This is a genomic window from Legionella stuttgartensis, assembly GCF_977063405.2.
In genome coordinates, this window is record NZ_CDRUHA020000044.1 from 125637 (window position 1) to 145952 (window position 20316).

Here is a 20316-nt window from a genome sequence, read left to right on the forward strand (position 1 = left end):
TTAAAAATCGAAACCTTGTCGTTTATTGTATTCTTATCTGGAGAATTTAAATGCCTGGCCCCTACAATACCCATGTAATAGTGAATGTATTTCGAAGCATTGTTCAACTAGTATCCCAAAATCCCGAGTTATTAAAAATCTCTGGGGCTTTTCGAGTTGCTGGCTCTAAAGAGGAGACCGAAAAATTACTTGAGTGGCTTATCCGTGAACAATTTAACGTGAAAATTTTAAGTCACTATGTAATGGAAAAAGATAAAGTAAATAGTGAGCATCTCCATAACATTTTAGGAATGATTCCCACCCTTTTTAAAGAGACCCAGTTATTAGATTCAGGTGACAAATTACTAATCACCTTCTCTAAAAAATTAAGCGCTCTATTAGACTCACAACCTGAAAAAAATCTTGGTATGGCAGCTCAATTATTCGATGATTTTATTTGTGATCTCCTTCTTTCGAAGAGAGTAGATCATCAACGCGCCGGAGAGATTCTTGATCATTACTGCTACTTAATGCACCAAGTCGGTAGATTTCAAGAGACCAATCGCATGACATACACGAATCTTGCGATTATTATGGCTCCGCGTTTGACCCAAGATTTAGATCTATTCCCAGCAACAGACTTTTTGGGTTTAAGTGGATTTATAAGTCGATTAACCCCTATATTAGAAAATTACATCACAGATAAAAAATGGGATGATGAGTTCAAAGAACGCCATGCTGATAAATTGGAGCATTTAGAAAACACAAGGCATTCTATACGGGAACAACTGGAACATATGAAAGAATCTTCCAAAAAATCAGTAACCATTCCTATGAGAAGTTTGATGTTGCAAGCATCCATACTAAAGCACAAGATAGAGGTTATCGAGCAACAAAAGCAAGACTCTTCAATGAAGCGCAAAGAGAAGAAAGAATTAAGTCAGCAACAAAAGCAATTAAAAGAAGAGTTAAATGCGCTCGCTCCCAAGATTGCTGAATTAAATTCTCAAATATCTATGGTGAATCTTGGACATCGAAGAATACAGGAAGAAATCAATCTAATATCTCTTTCAGAAAATGGAGTAAAGTTGGCAAAAAATCCTCTTGGAAAGAAATCTGGTAATTCGAATCTTACCCAATTTAGCATTTTTGATTGTGATAAAGACAAGATTGCAGCCCCTACTTTTTTATTTTCAAATTCTGCAGTAGAAAAGCAAGAAATAGTGGAGGATCAAACAGTGCAATCCACAAACCTTGATGGCCCAAAGTAGGCTTTAGTACTGTAGAAGTTCAATAAAAAAAGCCTAAGTGCAGCACAGCACCCAGGCTTTTGGGGTCCTATGTCACGAAGGACCTCAACGTAACAATAATACCAGTATCACAATAATAAGAATTAAACCTACTCCACCACTGGGATAATATCCCCAACCGCTGCTATAAGGCCATCTAGGAAGTACTGCTAATAAAAGAATAATTAAGACAATTAATAGAAGTAAGTTCATTGTAAAATTCCTTTTTATAGAATGAGACTTAGTTTAATTATAGTTTAAACCTCAAGAGATAGGCATTATTTAACCATATAATCATTTATTTGTTCAGTTTATGTTAAAAAAAGCATCGAACCACTAGAAACAATTTATTCCTTAATCAATTTGCTTTACTATACCCCAACCTCTCACGAGGTAATGAATACATTGAATTATTTATATTTTTTATTTATTTTTCTTTGTTGCAACTTGGTATTTTCAAATTATTTATAATCTAAGGGGTCCATATATGCGTAAATCATTGGTGTCGTATTTGTTTTTCCTGATTACAATATCCTATGCAACTCTTGCTAATAGTTATGGTGTTCATGAAGACCATCCTTATGATTTTGTAGTTACAAAAGATATTTATAAATTTTCTGAAATTTATCAGATTAAATCACCTCTAAAAGAAACATATCCTGGCTCAATAAAAAAGAGCGCATTCCGTATCCGTACAAACTATGATTTATCCGATAAAGATGGATGGCAAGCAACAGGAATTACACGAATCATTTCTTTAGGTTCTCTTTATGCATGGGCTAAAGAAATTGATATTTATGATACCCGTGGGGTGCAAATTGGTTTTATTGATGGAAATTTAGCAACACTCGAATCAGCAAAGTTCACTATTTATGATTATGATGAGTCAGGAAAATCAACTGAAATTGGCTTTGCTTACGCTAATCCAAGCTTTGACCGATTTGTTATTTTAACATCAACCAACAATCCTCACCCAATCGCTGAATTAAACCGCAACATAAGCGACAAAACCTGGAGTGTCTCTGTACACTATCCTGAAAAGATTGATGATCGCATCATTCGTATTTTTGCCGGCTTTGTGATTGATTATGAAGATAAGTTTTTAGCAAGCCCAGATGACTCAGACGATTCTGATGATGATTATATAGCAGATCAACCTGCTCAATAACACTCCTCAATGGTTGGGGAATTCCCCAACCATTGAACCTTATGCTAAATTCTTTATATTGTTAAAACATCCCGAACTGTGCTTTTATCACTGACCTCTAAAAACGCCAAATCCCGCTCATGGTTGGTTTTTATCATTTCATTCATTTCTTTTATAAAGTGATTCACATCTGTCAGAACAAAATGACGCTTTTTATATTTTACATAACTCATATATTGAAGCGCTACGTCTCTACATTGTTCTGGAGAATAAGCCCCCTTTTGATGCATTTGTCTAAGAGCTTTTGCCACTCTTGGACCCGACTGTTTGCCTTCAGAAATATAATGAGCAATTTCTTGAGGATATGATTTTTGGATCGCTCCCGATTTAAACAAAGTATGTTGCGAAAATTTACTTGGTTCTCCTGTCTGAGCTCGTTTAGGACCAGTTAATTCTTTGCTTTCTTCAGTTTGGGCAATCGTTGGGTCTGACTTATTCGCTAAAAATATTGGCGTACAATCGACCAATGCTAAAAGAAAATTGCTCAGTAATGGCCTCCACGAAGATTCTAATCCCAATCTGGGCATCACTTTACCTATAAGCTGAAAGACGGATTCTATTGCTTTTTCTTTAATTCCATAAGCAGGATTGGTAGAAATAATATCCATCTGATTCGTTAAAATGGATAGCCAATCATGCTCGACTCTATCCTCTGCGAATAAAATAGGTATCTTAGGAGTCATCGTGCGCATTTCATCAAGGAGTTCAAAAAGCATTTGCTCTTTGTCGGTTAATTTCGTTGTAAATATTGACTCAGGAATTATCGAGGTCCAATGAAAATTCTTTTGATTATTCAAAATAATCTCCGGATTACTAGACTGATAAAAAGGAGTCTGTCCCTCTGTATGGAGATGCATCACTATTTCAGTATCATAAAACGTATCAAAAGTTCCCTTTGGATTACGTACTATGCGCTCCCCCTGTATCGCACGATGTAAAACCAAAAGAGTTTCTTCTGAACCCCATACACATTCTTTTTGCAGATGGTCTATGTAAAGGTTTAGGTATTTCTCATCGTCTAATAAAAATAAATTCACTGTTTCATCTCTCAGTATATTATCCAAGAGTTTCTCTTTCAGAATTTGAATCTCGCGTTCTGTGGGCGGTTTCTCTTCTTTTTTTAATTTATCTTCTTCAATTAACCATAGACGATTAAATTCCTCTATAACATGCGCTATTCTTAAGAGTGAATATTCCGTCATTGCGATATCGGTACAGCTTACTTTGTAAATTTCAGCCTCAATAAAATCCGGGTCTGTAAATTCATGATCTATTAATACGGATAATTCTGAATTATTTGCCCGCAATGATTGTTTGAAACAAAATTCTAATCCGTATTTCGCCGAAGTAAACAAGGGACTATCATGTGGAGATGATTTAAATTCTCGTTTTGTATGTTCTGCTGCTAAGTTCCTGGTTGCCCTGCCGAGAATAGGTTCTATAATGGTTTTGATCTCACGTGATGTAAATTGATAATTTGAACTCTTAGATAATAATTTACGCAATTGAATTTTATCATCTTCTTTAAGTTTTAACTTATTGAAAATATCTTCAGTACTATCCGGAGCGTTCTTAGCCCGTAAATAGTACATTAAAGAAATGCTATAAGCGAAGTACATACAGTTGCCTTTACCACTATTTTCTACAAGAAACATATCGACTCCTTTTTTATTTTTATTTTCCTTCACGTTCTCTTATAAAAAACTTATATGGCAGCGAGAACTACACCTTCATAAGATTTTTTATGATTGGGTAAATGAATAAAAATGTACGTATCGTTAAATGAACGAGAAGCAGTAAACCTAAAAGCTCTCTTTTTTATTGATAAATGACTGAACTATGTACAAATTAGTATTTGGATTTGGCAAATTATCTTTTTTTCTGGTTGGAACGAAACAGTTTGACATAACATTAATCCTTTAGTTTTTATTTCGCCTAACTTGCAATCTATACGATCAAAATGATATACGCAATGCTTTTAAATCATTATCAAATCAAAAAGTATTAATTATGGCATTTTAACGTAAAGGATGATTTTATTCTGGATTCCATAATGTTTTTCAACTTAATATCAAAGTAATCAATTTTACGTGTAAGTTAGAAATCTTCACAACGACTGACGATGCGCATAAATGTTCACAAGAAAATAGATAATCATGATTAATAAAGAGAAATGGGATAAATTAAACGATTTAATGATTCAACTTCATATAAGTGAAGCCGATCTCATTGAGAAATTTATCGTAGGGAGTGGCAAAGGAGGCCAGAAGCTGCATAAAACAGCTTCCACGGTTTATTTGAAACATATACCTTCCGGTTTGGAAATAAAATGCCAAGAGTCCAGAAGCCGCGAAGACAATCGCTATTTTGCACGAATACGACTTTGTGGCAAATTACATTCGATAGTAAGTGATGAAAAAACAAAAGAACAACAAAAAATTGAACAATTAAAACGCCAAAAGAAAAGACGTTCCAGGCGAGCAAAACAAAAGATTTTAGATGAAAAATCCAGACAAAGTGAGATAAAGGTATTAAGAAAAAAACCTTCATCCTATGAATAACTAGAGTAGCTCTAAAGTTTTAAACCCTATAAAATCCATGCGGAATCTCAGACCAAACCCAGGTATCAACACATTTTATCCCGGTCAATCATGATGTTTTTTTTCACAATAGCACATAAAGATAACACACAATAAACTGGTATATTTTTGTACTTAGTGTATAATTTTAACACCGTATTTGAAATGGAGTTCAAAATGGGATACCGCGACGGATTAAAATTCCAATTTACCAAAATGGATGCTTTACACGCGTTGAGTCAACCCGTTTCTTCGTTGTTGGGAATCTCAAATCAAACCGAACAAACCTTAAATAAACTGGGAATTAAAACGGTATATGATTTAGCGACCTGTGCTTTATTCCAAGTTGCTCAGGATATTGCTGCTGCAGCAAATGGAGAAGGTAATTCCATTGTTGCACGCTCCGGAAAAATTTCATCGAGTTTTCTTGATTCAGATGCCCCACAAACTCCTGACGCTTTAGTAGGGGTGGGAATTGATGTCTTTAGAGACATTAGTACAAGCCTTGCTAACGAAATAAAGAATAACTTGCAAGTTGAAACCATCGGTGATTTAGGTAGATGGCCGCCATTTTGTGCCGCCCAAGTCATATTGGATGTTGGAATTCCAGATTTAAACCAAGAGGAAGAAGAAAAAGGTAGTGAATTAGTTCCTAAACTAGGAGAATATCCCACTGAGCGGCATTATTATCGTTCCGTTGTGATTGATCAGGTCTCACCTCAGGAAACAACGGATTTAAATAACGCAGGTCCAATTGATATCTCCCCCACAGTTTCATCTGATTTTGGCTTTAAAAAACCAGCAGTCGGGGCAATGCTTACTTTTGCCCAATCTTGGTTTGCTCAAGGAGTAACTTTAGGTAATTTACTCCATAGTGTCGCCCTTGCACCCGGGGAAAGTACGCGTATTGCTGTCATGGACTGGTCCCGACAAGTCAAAGCATCAGGGCAAGAAACCATTGCTGAATCAGAAAATCTAACCAATACCTCCACTCATAATCGCGCGATAAGTGAAGTACAAGATGCGGTTGCCTCAGAAGTACAAACTGGCTTTTCAAAAACGAGTGGCAGTTCAACAACTTCAGCAGGCGGCGGCGGTTTGGGTTTAAGTTTAGGCCCCTTAACATTAGGAGGAAGCGGATCCTCCGCGACATCAAGTTCCAATGCAGAAAGCTTCTCAACTTCATCTGGAACCCGCAATCTTTCTGCAACGATGAATCAACGGGTTTCAGATGCGACACAACAAGCTGCCTCCTCAGTGCGAAATCGCCGTGCCTCAATTGTTAAAGAGGTTTCAGAAGAAGAGCATCAATCCGTATCGACTCGAATCATCGCCAACTACAACCATATGCATGCCTTAACGATACAATATTATGAGGTCATTGAAATTTATAGGGTCAATGTACAATTACAACAAGTGGAGCGCTGTCTTTTTGTGCCGATGAAATTAATTCAATTTGAGCATGCAACGATTAAACGCTATCAAGGAATACTCGCCAATGCGGCGATAAGTCAGCGTGCCAAGGAGCTATTAAGCCGGGAATTTGGTTCCGTAATTATTCAACCTACCCTCCCTCTTCGCCCAACACGCTCCGTATTTGATCATGTAGCGGCGATTGATCGGATCCCACTCAATGTTTCGATGCGAGCCGCTACAAACACCACGAACACCTCGGAGGATGGAGCAAATACACCCCCGCCAGCAGCAGAACCTACAAATCCAACGCCAACCCCAACACCAAGCGGACCATATTGGCTCAATGATGAATTAATAAGAGCATCTCGTATTACTTTAGCAAGCATAACAAAGCCCGGTACAACCAATGTCTCTTTACCAGGTGAAACAGAATTTTGCGGAATTTCACTTGATTTGACTGCTCAAAATCGTTCATCCTTCTCCATTACCTCAGTAAACGTAGACTTGCAATCTGGTAATATAGTTAAATTAAATAGCATCAGTCCCATTACCTGGATTACTACTGAATCAATTCCAATTCAAGAGTTAGCGGCAATTAGAATTACCTCAGCGAATACGAGTTACTTAACTGGAAGATTAACTCTGCAGCTCACTTACAACAGTGCAAAATTCCCTATTAGTTTACCCGTTGAAGTGAGTCCTAATGCAGTAGAATTACAACTTTGCCGTTTTTCAGTCAACCAAAGCGATGAAGCTGAATTAAAAATGCACCTTGAGCAAAATCGACTGTATTACAGTCAAGTCGTTTGGCGAGCCCTGGATCCGTCACAAATTGCTTTGCTTTTATCAGCATTTACCTTTGAAGGTAAACCCATAGGTGATTTGATTGATCCCAATCCAGTTATGGTAGCAAGCAATTATTTAGTATTTCGCATGCCAAGCTTTATCAAAGCAGTGGGCATTGAAGATACTGAATCCAATACGGAGGATGCAGCTCATAAAAGCTGGCGTGGTTGGCTAAAAGATCGAGGGTTGATATTAGGTGCTAATGCAGCGGCCGAACAACTTATTCCCATTCCAACTGGAGGGGTTTTTGCTGAAGCAGTATTGGGTCGCTCTAATTGTGCCGAACGTCTCGATGCCACGCGCTTTTGGAATTGGCAAGATTCACCAATACCTTTACAACCTCCTGAAATTGCAGCGATTCAAATGGAATCTCGAGCTCAGTCAATTGATGTTACCCCTGGTCAATTGGGAGCCCCAATTTTAAATATTATGAATCCTACATCACTTCCTGATCCAACTGGTATCGGAGCGATATTAAATGCAGTGCAAAACGGTAGCATGTTCCGCGATATGGCAGGACTTGCATCCACTGCTGCATTAGCTCAAGCGTTAGGAAGTAATTCAACCAGCGCAGGTATTGAGGCAGGCAAACAAGCCGCGGCCAATTTAGCAGTTGCCGCTCAAAAAGACATTGAAGAAAAAAGAATTGCTGCGCAACTGGCCATGGCTGCAATGGGATTACCTTCAGCAAATGCAGGCGCCAGTAAAAATATTTCTGAAGGTGGTGCTTTATTGAATACGGCCACAGAAATGGATAAGCGCTCTCCAAGGACTGCTCCTTCTTCAACAGATTCAGGAGGTGACGGTTCTTCAGGAGGAGGCTCAGGAGGAACAAGTGAACCCACTATGCCTGGAGTACCCAATGAAGTTAGAAGTCTATTTGGAGGTAATAGTCGAGCAGATGAAGTACTTTCCAAAATGAACTGGGGAAGTTTAGGACAATCAGGTGCCTCTATTATCCCTGCCAGTTACTCCGACAAAGGAGGTGGTGGTGGCTCCGGTACTACTACATCTTCAGTGATTCAATTTGAACTGGCTTTCTATGCAAGTTTTCCCAAACCATGGGCCACCGAAGCCGACGAAGTTCAAGGTTTAGCGAATGATAAATGGCTGCCCTCCGAAGAGGATTTTGACAGCATTAGTCCTGCTGCAACGAGCGCCAATAATCAAGGTACTAAACCTTTTGGTCAAGTGATGACTTCTGTAGAAGATTTAATTAATACAGTAATCTATTTTGCACCAAAGGTACCTGGCTTTGGAACAACTCACCCATCTACAGTGGTACGACTTAATCTTTTCTTATATGCAGAAAGTGCAGATGTAGGATTTAAAGGTACCTTAAGCACTACGGGAAAATGGGATGCCGTATTGGGCAATGATATTAAATCAGCGGGCTTGGATTCAGCGTTGATAACCGCCATTAGTAAAAAAGCTGCGACTAAAGCATTACAAGCTAAACTCAAGAAAGCATGGGCTCCAAACGCTGAAATCTGGTTATATTCTTGTTCGGATGTTGTCAGCAATGCCTTTGGTAAAAAATTGGCGAAATTACTTGGGGCCAAAATTCGAGCTTTTGATGACCCATTTTGGGTATTACCTGCTTTTGATACCAGCCAACAAAAAATCCTGTCACGAGATGAGTTTGGTATTGGTGCCGATTTTGCAGCGGCGAACGCTACCAAAACAAAAGATCTCCACAGTTTGGACGTCTTATCAAAAAGAACTTTTAAACCTTAACCTGCAAATCAAGCTCATCCCACCAGGATGAGCTTGATGCATCATTTTGCTCACACTATTTAGGAAACTCGTGATTTAATGTTCCTTAAGTACCGGTGTGTTTAGGCAACATAAGTAATGTTGAATAAAACCCCATTTGTATAGAAGTGATTCAATTCCAAACCTTCTCCTATTGTTTGGCCTGAGGCGCGACCAAGTTGACTTTTACCCCAATCGGCAAATTCATAACCTACCCCAACTTGCCAATTCTGACTCAATGCCTTCTGTATTCCTGCGCCCACCGTATAGGTAAAGGCCGTTTGAGTATGGGAGGCAAAATTCGGATTAGGTATCGCTTCAAAAATCTTCGGGGTATTTCTAAAAGAACGTGCCTCATTAAAACCTACACCAATGCTTCCACTCACCCAAGGCATCACTATAAGTCCCATATCAGCCAATAATTTCCCTTTTGCGGCAACATGAGTGTGCTGAATTTTGTAGCTGTAGGTAAAATTATCAAATTCAGGATCTGCATCATCCCAAATGTCTCCAGAAAGACTGGCATTGGTCGTTGCAGCTACCGCCACCCCTAACTGCCCCCAGAATGTTGGAGTTAATGCTTTTTGCAGGCCCAAAAACACTTCAAAATCCGCAAGTGTATGTGTCGATTTATCCGCCGTATAAGTTTTTTCAATCCCAGGAGCCAAAAAAAAGGTTTGAGCAGCACCCCCACTTTCCCATACAGGACCAATGCTTAATGCCGCAACATAATTAAAAGGTGAGACAGAGTCCCCCATGGTACCAGCCATTGCGCTACCACTTAAAATGTTCATCAGTAATACTAAATAGCAGTGTTTCCTCATCAAAACTCCTTACATGAGACAAGTTAACAAACAAACCATCCTAATTTATTCATAGAATGAACTCAAAAATCTTATAAAAATGAATTGAACTATAGGTATAACCCTATCAAATTTATAAACCCGGATTAGAACTGAGTCTCATCCGAGTTATAGAACTCCTACTATTTTTTTATCGGGAGAACGCATGCATCAATTGTTACACCTCCAGGGATGTTTCCTGGATTATATAGCGCGATATTATTATCTATATTCGCTTGGTTGCCGAAAAATTTATTCGAAGAGACACACGCATGCGCCAAATTCATGGCTAATGGAGTTCCTGATGAGCCTCCTACTAGTATTGCGCCTCCTCTATTATCCTCTTCCAATGGTTTTTTCAGTGCGGTATTTTTTTCAAAAATATTATCAATAATCCTGGCATTTCCAGAAAACTCAACAGCTATGGCACCGCCTCCTGGTGCCATAGTAGTTACTGAAGAACTACCTCCACTAAAGAAATTGGCTATACCATTAAAGAAAATTAGCGGTGAAAGAACCCCAGAAGGCACTCCCTCGATTGTATTATATAAAAACTTATTATTTGAGATTTGTGCCAATGGTTTTAAAGGAGATGCAAGTAGAGCATTCCCATAGTTAGAAGCAAAAATCCCCCCCCCTTCCAATTCTGCTTTATTCTTCGAGAACATAGATTGTGTTACTGTTGTCACTATTGAATCTATGTAAATTGCCCCACCAACACCACCAGAGTTGTTAGTAAATTCAGAATTCATGATCTTGGCTCGCGAACCTGGATTGGGAAGTATTCCAAAAACATTAACACCACCGCCTCCAAATGCGGCTGCAACATTATCTGTAAATTTAGAGTTTACAACAGTTAAAAAATGAGGAGTGCCATCATTAAAAGGTATGTGGAAAAAAATCGCACCACCACCAAAACCGGTACGCGTCGTTTGATTTTGCGTAAACGTTGAATTGGATACTGATAAATTCGTATTAATCACTCCAACAGCACCACCACTTGCATCTGGGACTGGGCCCTTTAAAGCATTGCCCTTGAAATTACTTGACGCAATGGTGATATCTCCACCATCTTTACCACGAATCGCTCCCCCATTACGAAAAGCAATATTTTGTTCAAATTGACTTGAAGTAACCGTATACGCAGCATCAATCAAATTTTCTAAAGCACCACCACTACCACCTGGAAAAACAGCTAGATTATTAATAAATTTGGACTGTTTTATAGTAATTGAAGTATCAGTATCTATTGCTGCAATAGCTCCCCCACCTGAAGCTAATGCGAGGAACTCTCCGTTGAGAATTTCCGTCACTGTGGCATTGGAACCATCACTTATATTTTGCTCAAAAAGCATATTACTTAGTTCAATCGTTGAACCATAGCGAGCCAAGAGACCTCCGCCGGCAGCATGTTCATAATCCAAACTCACAAGTACCCGTGCGGCTCCTAAAACCCCACTATCTGGGCCTACCGCATAACCTCCTCTGACAATGAGGCTATCGAGCTTAACATTTTTAACACCTTCTCCTGGGGGAACATCGCTTCCAGCCATAAGCACATGCCATACCCTATTGTTGCTACTATGTACTACATAGGGACTAAGACAAGTTGAGGTCATGTCACCACATAAAATAGTGGGATAACGCTGTCCATTTCTTTGCCCACGACTCGTTTCTTTCCCGGAAAATCCACCATATATCGCTGTATCACTCGGTAGATTAAACGTTCTTAATTTAGGGGTGTTAACTCCATATGCTCCTCCAACCACTCCTTGTGGCGCATAGACTCGAGTGGGTTTATAAACTCCTTGAGCTACCCAGATTTCAACCGAACCAGGATCAACATCTGCAGCTTCCAGTGCGGACTGTAAATTATTAAATGCATTGGTCCAACTACTTCCATTACCGTTTACAGGCTTACTGCCATTGACATAAAATATCGTCGCATCACCTTTAGTAATATTCAAGCTGTTGGTAGAGCCAGGTTGATAACATTGCAAGCGATTGCCTTGATTGCAAACCACAGGGCCACCTGATATGTTCCTTACTAATTCAGAGCCAATCACTTCTAAGGTTAAAGTACAGGATTGTTTATATCCTAATGAAAAAGGATTGCTACAGTTGCCCGTCCCGGAAGTCACTTGATTGATTCCGATAATAGGGCTCATAATCAAAATCTTTGGTTTTTTTGATTGATTGGTTACGATATATTTTACAGTAGCAGTTCCTGTGGGACTCACAGTTACCTTAGGTGGAAATTTTACATCGGGGATAAAGGTCCATAAAGGATTAGGGGCTGGTGCCGTACTAAAGTGAGAGTCTGCGAAAACATTGTGGTTTAGAAAACTTGAGAATAAAATGAAAAATAGAGGATATCTTTTCAATTAATGCTCCTTGCAAAAAAGTTATCGAATATCAAAGTTATGTAGTCGAAATTATGAATAATCGGTGAGTTACTTGAAGAGCGGCTCATGATTAATCCGTTAATTATTTTTCTTAACCGCTCAGCTGACACGCATCTATTTTCAGACTTCCCTGAGTTGCAGTGATTGTTGGAAAGCATCTAAACATAAAAGTTTCTTAAGATCAATAAACCACTCTAATCGCTGCAAAACTCATTTTACTCTCCTAGTAATGCAACGTAGCTTTGTCCTGAAGAAGCACTCAAATTATTTTAAAGTAAGATGAAAGTCTTCAACCATATCACCAGGAGAAAATCCCTCTCTATATTTAAAATGTTCACAAATATGAATGACAATAATATATTTTGATTGTTTGGTTTTTTTTAAAATCCAAGTATGACTTAAATCGGCAATCAGTTGTTGACTGTAAGCTGCGGGAGATTGCCACATTCGTGCATACCATGCCCCTTTGGTACTCAGCGTAATTTGATCGTCTTGCGTTTCGCTCTTAACCAATTCACAGTCAAACTTTTGATCGAAATATATTAATTTACCTATTTGATGATCCGCAAAACCAGCGATTCCCTTAAATACAATATCGCTACCACGTAGGGTAATAATTAAATTTTCTGGATCAACGATAGGTAAAAAATCTGATATAGGTGCTCGTGAAGCATTTAAATGATTAAATTGCTCCACAATGTGATACGCATCTTTTTCATTATGTGTCATTTTATTCATAATTTATCGACTTTTTTAGATTTATTTATTAAGAAATAATAAAAGATAAGATTGATTTCTATCTTTTAATTTTAATGATGTCTGAAAATAAAATTTCGTGCAAGAAACATTCTGAGGACAGACCAATCTGTCCTCAACTTTATCGTATACTACGAAATTACATTTTACTTCCAATATCTAAAATCACATAAGCACCTGCTGTAGATAATGATTTATGCATTAATCGGCAATTAAATCCTTTAAAAAATGCACTGATGCCATGGTTTTTATAAATTTCTGATGCAATGTCTTTTATTGTGGGCTTGGATGCATCCAAACACGCCTGTTGTTGACTCTTTATTACATCAAGTGGGGTTGTCGTTAAAGTGATAGGGATTGAGGCTGTGGTTGCCCATAGAATTGTAGATAAGAAACTTTGCTTTTCTCGTTTCGTTTTAATTGCATGATAAGTTGTGTACAAATAGAGCCAACTAGGAAATGATTTTCCAAGAGTTGCATTACTCCCAGCAAAAAAACCTGGCACTCCTTTTTGCTGATAAATCGTTTGCATGGCCTGAATAGGTTTTATAGGCTTAGTCTGGCTTGCTATAGCTCTCATTTGTACTGTTTTAATGTTCTCAAGGGGACTGAGCACTAAAGTATCAAAAGTAGCGGAGATCGCTGCTTTGAATGGTCCGCCAATGATCAGAGGAAGCTCTAATTTATCAACTTCTTTCGGCATATGAGTAATCAATAAGGGTCTGTATGCAACTTTACCTTGTTGACGTAAAAAGCACGACAAAAATCCAGTAGAAAAATGCTGTAAATTTGCCCCGATAAATTGTTTGGTAACAGAATAAGAACTTTGTACAAGATTGGTTTGAATTGCAACCTTAAGTCGTTCTGCTGGTTGCCCTACAAAAGTTGTAATTCCAGTATAAGTCACACTAAAAGCATAAGCATCCCAAAGTGTTTTTTTCTCTTTCTTTTCCTGTCCCATAGATACACCACCCCTTAATAAAAATGGCAAATACTAACATATCGCTCATTTTAAAATCACTAAGTTTTTTTTATGTGAGACCCGATTAGTTCAGAGTCATTTTCTTTGCCATAAATATTCGAAGTGAAATTTGCATTCTATTAAGGATTTAAATAATTAGATGTAGCAAATTTGTATTGCATTATTTAGTATGGTGTCCTGCTTTAAATTAAAATAAATTAGGAACCCATTGCATGAAATAGAATGGAAGCTGTTGCATAATTGCCGTAGCAATTAAGCAACTCAACCTATTTTCTGAATGGCATTTCTTATTGTTGAGTTATTACTACTAAAAGGGAACATTAGAGTGAAAATGAATCAATTCCAATTAGCAAGCACTTTGTTTTTAATGATGAGTCCGGTCTTTGCAAGTAATCCTGTCCTTCATTCTTTAGATCAACCATTTCCAAAAAAGAGCACCACATTAGGAGGAAGTGTTACTTCTACATATATTTTTACCAATAATCTTCCCTTTGCTTTTAAAAAACCATTCCGAGTAATACCAATATTGTGCCCAACCCCTAATCAAGCATGCACTGCTACCGAAGAAGAGTTTAAATACAACGATCGATGTTCTGGTAAAAAACTACAACCTAAAGAAAGCTGCAGCTATAGCATTACCCTAACCCCTAATAGCATTGGTCGAAAAACTATTTTGGTGGCTTACAATGGATATGATAATAACGTCGTTCATGTTCAACCCGCGTTAACAACAATTGCGACCAATACTCCAGCAGGTCTTCTTGGTACCGTGGATTTTCCTTTAGCGCACCCCTTACCGAGCCAAGCATTTACAAATTCCAATTACACAGTTACGTTTACGTTCACAAACCATGATGCTTCAACAGCCAGTTTTACCCAAAACATCACTCAAAATAATAATCCACTTCATCCGAATTTCTCAATCACGAGCAACAGCTGTGTCCCATCGGGAACAACCGGAACATTAGCAAGCGGCGAACAATGCAATATTGCAGGTACATTCACCTCACCTGCGAATGGTACGTTTACTCTAGCTGCTGAGTTAATTGGTCATCTGAGTTCTAATAAACTTACTACCTCTACCACAGTACAAACCTTTTCATTCAATAAGCTTATTGGTGTTGATTATAATCCGAATCATTATACCAATAACTATCCCTTCAATTTTCACGATGTTTTTTATACAGGAACACCCAATAACGCGACAGCTACCAATGTCTATGCAGAACTCCAACAATTGCAAAATGCAGGATTTACAACCGTTCGCTCTTATCAAACCGAACCGTATAGTTGGATAGATATTATTAAACAAGCCAACATTTTAGGAATGAAAGTTATTTATGAAGCTGATATTCCTCAACTGCCAAGTGACACCATTTACCCAACCTGTCCATTTGGCGCTCAAGATTATATTCCATGTGCACAAGACACATTAAATTCGGTGATTGATGCCGTTACCCCTGCAGTATTTAATAAAACCGTCATTCTTGTTTTTGCAGGACACGAAAATTATTGTAATGCAGGAGATAGAGTTCCTCCGTGTACCGGAACCTCAAATATTAATTATTTAACAAGTGCTGTTTCTGCTCTGAAAACAACATTAGCGACCCATAGTTTAACCACTCCGGTAGGTTCAGCGGTCGTCAGTGGAAATTTTGTCACTCCAAGTCCTGCAATTTCTGCAGATATGAAAACACTAATTGACTCCTACTCGCCTACCGCCCCCTTAGCTTTTGATCCCTATCCTTTTCAATTTGGAGTATTACCCGCAACTACAGCAGTATGGACGCCTCCATTAAGTTCAAAGGTTCAGCATACTAATTCACTCGCATGGGATTACATCCAGGTTGTAGGTTCGACAACACCTCCTGCATTACCCAAAGCGAGCCCAAAACCATTTTATACACCTGGGCGAGTCTTAATGGCAGCAGAAACAGGTTGGGCAACAGCGGGAACCACCACAGGATATGCATGTAACTCTCCAGGGCCATGTGAACCATCAGTAGCAAATGCGACTGCGTACTTAAAAACCCTTTATCAATTGAATACAAGTAATTTTGTAAAAACCTCTGGATACAATATAGGAGTTCTTGCATTCGAAGCGTATGATGAACCAGCAAAAGGTGGTCCTACAGCAGAACAAAATTACGGTCTTTTTAATTCAAATTGTGTTCAAAAAGGAGCTGGATTTGTTCCTAACAATGCGATAGTGTCCGCAAAAGGATGCCAAGGATATACCAGCGGCACATTATTAACGATATTTGGTACTACCCCACCAACCCAGGCATCATTTAAAGTGCAAATTACTTATCCATCAAATCAACATCCAATGATTAACGTGACGATACCTGCTAATTCGGGTTCAGCTCCTGAGATCAGCGCAGTGACACCATGGCCACAATTTTTAATTTATAAAGGGGCTAAAATTACTGTTTCTTCGACGACCAGTACTCAATCCTGTACCATTACAGCTGTAGATGTTACTGCGTCACCCGCTTCGATTACATTTGGAGCAGTAGCTTGTAAAAATCCGCCTCCGAGTAGTATGGGATGCTTTGGATTAGGTTGCCAACTATCTAATCCTTTTTAAAAGTTAAATTCCGCTCACTCCCTGGCTCCCGCGGCTTGCCCGCGGGATTTAGTATATAAAGGACTCTTAGTAGACAAGCGTTGTAAGAAATACCGATCGATTATATGTAGGAAAACCCTGGCTCATCGTGATGATCAGCCAAAAATGGCTTTTGAACAATTTCACCAATCTTTTCTATATCTTCTTTCATAATAGAAGGTGCACAATAATTAATTGTATACTTAATGAATGCTTTTGAAGCTTGTTTATCAAGTGATGTAGTATCGTGAGCTGCAATAGAAGATGCTAAGATCGCAAGATTGCTTTCTGGATGTTGAGTCGCTTTTAAATAATCTCTCACAATGGGCTGATTTCTTTTTATCTGAGCTTGATAATATCCAAGAATTACCTGTAGATCCCCTTTAAGTCGACAAACATCACCATATAAAGACGGATAAGGTGCATTATTATCTACAGCTTGTTGTAATTTATTTAAACGCTCTTCTAGGCCATAAATGAATTCTTTATTATCACTTATTCTTCCGTTAAGAAGCGCATGAGAATTTAAAATGCTTCGTTTAGTATTAACTAGCTGTTTAAAATGAAATACGATTCTTTTTATATCATCTAGATCCGCAGAAGAATCTAAAATATCAAAAGCTTCTTGACTGGTTTTTGGCATACTTTCTTTCTTAAAAAATGCGGAACTTTTGGACTGCATAATAAATTCGCTCCTAAAATGATACTTATTTAATCAATGTGAGCATATTTTAATGCAATTATTACGGAAAAGTCAACTTTTTTATCGCTATGATTTATATTTGAACAAATTAGCAAGTGGGGGCGATAGTAAAAAATTTAATGACTTAGTTCCCCGTAAGTACTTCATAAATTTGAGCATTACTTCCTTTATAGGTATTAAAAGGTTTTCCCTCCTAATCCGTAATAAATATTAGGTGTTCGCAAATCATTTTTCTGTTTCATTTCCGACATGTGTTGGATTGCCTGAATTTTTTGCGGACCATAGTCCATCACTGCAAGCGATATTTGATCCGCTGAACCAATTCGCATTAAGTGTGCCTCACAAAAATTTAAATTGTTCATTATCGGCCCGGTAAGGGTAATTTTTTTATCTAAAGACATTTTTCCATGTTCTGTATTATTTTGATTTTGTTCTTCCTCTACATCTTTTCTAGTGCATTTAATGGCACAGATAACAGAGCGAGGCCATACACGATATGACAGTGCTTCATAAGCATATAAAGGCCAACCTGCACTAAGAGACATTGAAGCGTTAAAAAACTCATTAATATTTCTTGTCTGAACTGTTTGCAATCCATTTAAATCAACAACAATTTCTTTATTGTCAGCGGGACAATTCTTTGTTCGTGATAACCTGACTTCTCCCGTTGAGTTGATGTATTCAATTTGTGTAAAATCAGGAAGTGCAATAGCATAAATATAAGTATCTTCATCATTGAGAGGAAAATACGCAGCACTCTCAAATTTGGTACTCATACACACACAGACCGCGGGATCAGCATCCACAGCCCGATCATCAATTCCTCGGTCATTAATATATCCTCTATATTTGATTGCTTCTTTCCACCAAGCTGCCTCAAACTCTGTAATTCTCGGGGAAAATCCTTCTTTAAAAATCAATTCGGGTGGGCGCTTATCCGATCGGTAATAGATTCGTCCCTGTACATTTAAATCATTTTCTTTATTAAGTATATTGGTAAAAAACATCCCGATTTTCCTTGACTATAAATATAATGATTTTTATCCATTACAAAGAGAATACTCGCAGATAGTTGTAACTACTAGCCAAAATCGCCTCTTAGTTATATATAATTTTTCTTTCCAATTATGAACAATTGAAATTATATATTTCCTTATTGATTAAAAAAATTGCTTAGCTACAATATCAATTTTTTCTGGATAATAATCATGGGATTTTACTTTAATACATACAGACAACTAGATGGCGATAAAGCATACAATGAGAAACGCTATGAGGATGCACTTGTACATTATTCAGAAGCACTAAAAACATTGCAACTTCATGCTGCTACTCAAATGACCCGACATGCTGATTTTTATGATGCTTTAGTTTATGTACTCTCTGAGATCATAAGTACTAAACTGTTAATAATTGAACGGGAAGCTCTGAATTCAAATTTTGCTACCGTTATAAACTATTGGCGAGATATTCCCGGTTTGTTACATGAGATGATGCTAACTCACAAAACCCATCTTGAAAAATCCAGAAACGCTTTTAGCAATAAAGAAAATGTAATTACACGAGTCAGTAAATTATTCGCAACAGTTTGCGAAGAGGTGAGCGACGAGTTAGTGGATCAATTTGAAGAGGATGAAGAAGGGAATCTCGAATTACTGGCACAATCCATTGAGTGGATGAAGCGAGCCATTGACTTTCAAATAAAAACAGAAGGAACTCCTAAGCTTTCGAGCAGTCTAGGATATTTAAATTTACTTGAGCGCACGTATAAAACCACCCAAGATGGAACTCATCTTCGAGTAATGTCTGAGTACCTTAGCACACATAAGCTTTTAGAAAAGAACATTAAATCACCTTTGCGTAAACTAGAGCTACTAAGCTATGTCGCAAGAGTGGCACTTTTTAATGAGCAAGATATTCATGAACTTACTGCTGAATGTAAAGCGCTTTATGATTTAGTCCCGGAAGATGAGCGAGACAACCCTATCCTTGAAGACCTTCAAAATTTACTTAAACTAGCACCTCAGGAGGACGAGAAAGAAGAGCAGGGAGAAATAGAAAATGATGCGCCAGAAATTATGGAGGATATCTTGTCCTCGGACTTACTAGAAGATATTCCGGAAGCGCTCCAATCCATTCCATTGCATGAGCTCGATACAAGAGCTTGTCCTGTCGATATGTTGTGGGACCTTCACCGTTTTGACGGTGAAAACAGTGAGGTTAGTACATTGCCCTCATCTTCAACCAATAACATGTCTCCGATTCAGCTCATGTCACAAAGCCCTTTAGTGAGTCCGTCATTTAGTTCCAATGGTTTTGATCAAATGCCAAAACAAGCATTTTTTAGCCCCTCGTCTCAAGTGCCATCAGAAGATGATCTCCCCCACTGTAGAGCGTTTCAACTGGCTTTGGAAAGAATAACTACGCACTCAGCGAATCCAAGATTTTTAGCTAATTTACTCTGTCTAATAGCAGACTTCTTCGATACAAATAAAGCGCGTTACATTCAAAAACAAAATGCAATTGTGTTGTCTCATGATCTATATCGATTAATATCTAAAATAGATCCCAAGCATCACAGAGCCAGTGAAAAATTGAAAAACATAGACAATCAACACACAAAATTGATTGGCTCGTATCGATTATTTAGTAATGGCCCTCAGAGTCCCATACCCACTATAACTGTTAGCATTTCAGAAGCAAAAGATTATTTTAACAAGGCACTCGAAGAGTTAACAGTGCAGTTAGAAAGCCTATTAATGAATCAGCCTGCTAAAGTTCGGATAACAATAGATGAATTAGCCTGTTTTATTAGCGACCAACTCTCTAAAGGCGCCATTACCGTTAGTCCAAGCCCTGAAATCGGAGAAACATTGAAGAACACTTTTGAGGAAGAGCTTAAGAATTTAGCACGCTCAAAATCGGTAGTAAATTTTTAGCGGCTTTCTG

14 protein-coding genes are annotated in these 20316 nt (G+C 38.1%); 6 read left to right on the forward strand and 8 right to left on the reverse strand.

Annotated features, from left to right (window positions below):
- The first annotated feature begins 50 nt into the window (after positions 1-50).
- Positions 51-1250 (forward strand): GTPase, encoded by a 1200-nt coding sequence (locus tag ACWTEW_RS11465; protein ID WP_454781765.1) that lies wholly within the window; start codon positions 51-53, stop codon positions 1248-1250.
- A gap of 84 nt (positions 1251-1334) precedes the next feature.
- On the opposite strand, the gene ACWTEW_RS11470 is transcribed toward ACWTEW_RS11465, so the two are convergent.
- The gene (locus ACWTEW_RS11470) at positions 1335-1481 is read right to left on the reverse strand and encodes a DUF3309 family protein (RefSeq protein ID WP_454781766.1); all 147 of its coding nucleotides are present in this window, start codon (positions 1479-1481) and stop codon (positions 1335-1337) included.
- 274 nt (positions 1482-1755) lie between these two features.
- On the opposite strand from ACWTEW_RS11470, the gene ACWTEW_RS11475 reads away from it, so the two are divergent.
- Positions 1756-2436, forward strand: coding sequence for a hypothetical protein (locus ACWTEW_RS11475; RefSeq protein ID WP_454781767.1), 681 nt, complete (start codon positions 1756-1758; stop codon positions 2434-2436).
- A 53-nt stretch (positions 2437-2489) separates the two neighbouring features.
- On the opposite strand, the gene ACWTEW_RS11480 is transcribed toward ACWTEW_RS11475, so the two are convergent.
- Entirely contained in the window at positions 2490-4130 is a 1641-nt protein-coding gene (locus tag ACWTEW_RS11480) for a hypothetical protein (RefSeq protein ID WP_454781768.1), read from the reverse strand.
- A 501-nt stretch (positions 4131-4631) separates the two neighbouring features.
- Here ACWTEW_RS11480 and ACWTEW_RS11485 point away from each other — a divergent pair.
- The gene (locus ACWTEW_RS11485) at positions 4632-5036 is read left to right on the forward strand and encodes a peptide chain release factor family protein (protein WP_454781769.1); all 405 of its coding nucleotides are present in this window, start codon (positions 4632-4634) and stop codon (positions 5034-5036) included.
- 195 nt (positions 5037-5231) lie between these two features.
- Positions 5232-9053, forward strand: a complete 3822-nt coding sequence (locus ACWTEW_RS11490; RefSeq protein ID WP_454781770.1) for a hypothetical protein — start codon at positions 5232-5234, stop codon at positions 9051-9053.
- Positions 9054-9154: 101 nt separating this feature from the next.
- Here ACWTEW_RS11490 and ACWTEW_RS11495 read toward each other — a convergent pair whose 3' ends face one another.
- The 4 genes from ACWTEW_RS11495 to ACWTEW_RS11510 all read right to left on the reverse strand — a co-directional run bounded on the left by ACWTEW_RS11495 (position 9155) and on the right by ACWTEW_RS11510 (position 14035).
- Positions 9155-9895, reverse strand: a complete 741-nt coding sequence (locus tag ACWTEW_RS11495; protein WP_454781771.1) for an outer membrane protein — start codon at positions 9893-9895, stop codon at positions 9155-9157.
- 161 nt (positions 9896-10056) lie between these two features.
- Positions 10057-12297, reverse strand: coding sequence for a hypothetical protein (locus ACWTEW_RS11500; protein ID WP_454781772.1), 2241 nt, complete (start codon positions 12295-12297; stop codon positions 10057-10059).
- 285 nt (positions 12298-12582) lie between these two features.
- The gene (locus tag ACWTEW_RS11505; protein WP_454781773.1) at positions 12583-13056 is read right to left on the reverse strand and encodes a hypothetical protein; all 474 of its coding nucleotides are present in this window, start codon (positions 13054-13056) and stop codon (positions 12583-12585) included.
- Positions 13057-13213: 157 nt separating this feature from the next.
- The gene (locus ACWTEW_RS11510) at positions 13214-14035 is read right to left on the reverse strand and encodes an MC/SLC25 family protein (RefSeq protein ID WP_454781774.1); all 822 of its coding nucleotides are present in this window, start codon (positions 14033-14035) and stop codon (positions 13214-13216) included.
- A gap of 352 nt (positions 14036-14387) precedes the next feature.
- On the opposite strand from ACWTEW_RS11510, the gene ACWTEW_RS11515 reads away from it, so the two are divergent.
- Positions 14388-16646 (forward strand): hypothetical protein, encoded by a 2259-nt coding sequence (locus tag ACWTEW_RS11515; protein WP_454782060.1) that lies wholly within the window; start codon positions 14388-14390, stop codon positions 16644-16646.
- Positions 16647-16746: 100 nt separating this feature from the next.
- Here the strand turns inward: ACWTEW_RS11515 and ACWTEW_RS11520 are convergent, their stop codons facing one another.
- Positions 16747-17346, reverse strand: a complete 600-nt coding sequence (locus ACWTEW_RS11520; protein ID WP_454781775.1) for a hypothetical protein — start codon at positions 17344-17346, stop codon at positions 16747-16749.
- Positions 17347-17543: 197 nt separating this feature from the next.
- Positions 17544-18374, reverse strand: a complete 831-nt coding sequence (locus ACWTEW_RS11525; RefSeq protein WP_454781776.1) for a hypothetical protein — start codon at positions 18372-18374, stop codon at positions 17544-17546.
- A gap of 201 nt (positions 18375-18575) precedes the next feature.
- Between ACWTEW_RS11525 and ACWTEW_RS11530 the strand changes: the two genes are divergently transcribed.
- Positions 18576-20306, forward strand: coding sequence for a hypothetical protein (locus ACWTEW_RS11530; protein ID WP_454781777.1), 1731 nt, complete (start codon positions 18576-18578; stop codon positions 20304-20306).
- The last annotated feature ends 10 nt before the right edge of the window (positions 20307-20316 follow it).

Coding starts and splice junctions, on each gene's coding strand:
- ACWTEW_RS11470 (WP_454781766.1), bottom strand. CDS start 1,481: ATGAACTTACTTCTATTAATTGTCTTAATTATTCTTTTATTAGCAGTA.
- ACWTEW_RS11475 (WP_454781767.1), top strand. CDS start 1,756: ATGCGTAAATCATTGGTGTCGTATTTGTTTTTCCTGATTACAATATCC.
- ACWTEW_RS11465 (WP_454781765.1), top strand. CDS start 51: ATGCCTGGCCCCTACAATACCCATGTAATAGTGAATGTATTTCGAAGC.
- ACWTEW_RS11520 (WP_454781775.1), bottom strand. CDS start 17,346: ATGCAGTCCAAAAGTTCCGCATTTTTTAAGAAAGAAAGTATGCCAAAA.
- ACWTEW_RS11515 (WP_454782060.1), top strand. CDS start 14,388: ATGAATCAATTCCAATTAGCAAGCACTTTGTTTTTAATGATGAGTCCG.
- ACWTEW_RS11505 (WP_454781773.1), bottom strand. CDS start 13,056: ATGAATAAAATGACACATAATGAAAAAGATGCGTATCACATTGTGGAG.
- ACWTEW_RS11525 (WP_454781776.1), bottom strand. CDS start 18,374: ATGTTTTTTACCAATATACTTAATAAAGAAAATGATTTAAATGTACAG.
- ACWTEW_RS11530 (WP_454781777.1), top strand. CDS start 18,576: ATGGGATTTTACTTTAATACATACAGACAACTAGATGGCGATAAAGCA.
- ACWTEW_RS11480 (WP_454781768.1), bottom strand. CDS start 4,130: ATGTTTCTTGTAGAAAATAGTGGTAAAGGCAACTGTATGTACTTCGCT.
- ACWTEW_RS11495 (WP_454781771.1), bottom strand. CDS start 9,895: ATGAGGAAACACTGCTATTTAGTATTACTGATGAACATTTTAAGTGGT.
- ACWTEW_RS11490 (WP_454781770.1), top strand. CDS start 5,232: ATGGGATACCGCGACGGATTAAAATTCCAATTTACCAAAATGGATGCT.
- ACWTEW_RS11510 (WP_454781774.1), bottom strand. CDS start 14,035: ATGGGACAGGAAAAGAAAGAGAAAAAAACACTTTGGGATGCTTATGCT.
- ACWTEW_RS11485 (WP_454781769.1), top strand. CDS start 4,632: ATGATTAATAAAGAGAAATGGGATAAATTAAACGATTTAATGATTCAA.